We start from the raw sequence: 201 nt of genomic DNA on the forward strand, positions 1-201 counted from the left end.
GTATTCTCTACCTGACCACCTGTGTCGGTTTGGGGTACGGTCCCCCTTGACCTGATGCTTAGAAGTTTTTCCTGGAAGCATGGCATCGACCACTTCCTCTCCGTAGAGAGTTCGTCATCAGTTCTCGGCATAAGTGGAACCGGATTTGCCTGATTCCACTGCCTACGACTTTAAACCCGGATAACCATCACCGGGCTGGCC

General features: G+C 52.7%; 1 rRNA gene (only partly in view). It reads right to left on the bottom strand.

From position 1 onward, the window contains the following. Nucleotides 1–201: ribosomal RNA gene (locus EOPP23_RS21295) — 23S ribosomal RNA — on the bottom strand (its annotated part continues 230 nt past the right edge of the window); the annotation flags it as partial.

It is taken from the genome of Endozoicomonas sp. OPT23 (genome assembly GCF_009653635.1).
In the GTDB taxonomy this organism is placed as follows: Bacteria; Pseudomonadota; Gammaproteobacteria; order Pseudomonadales; family Endozoicomonadaceae; genus Endozoicomonas_A.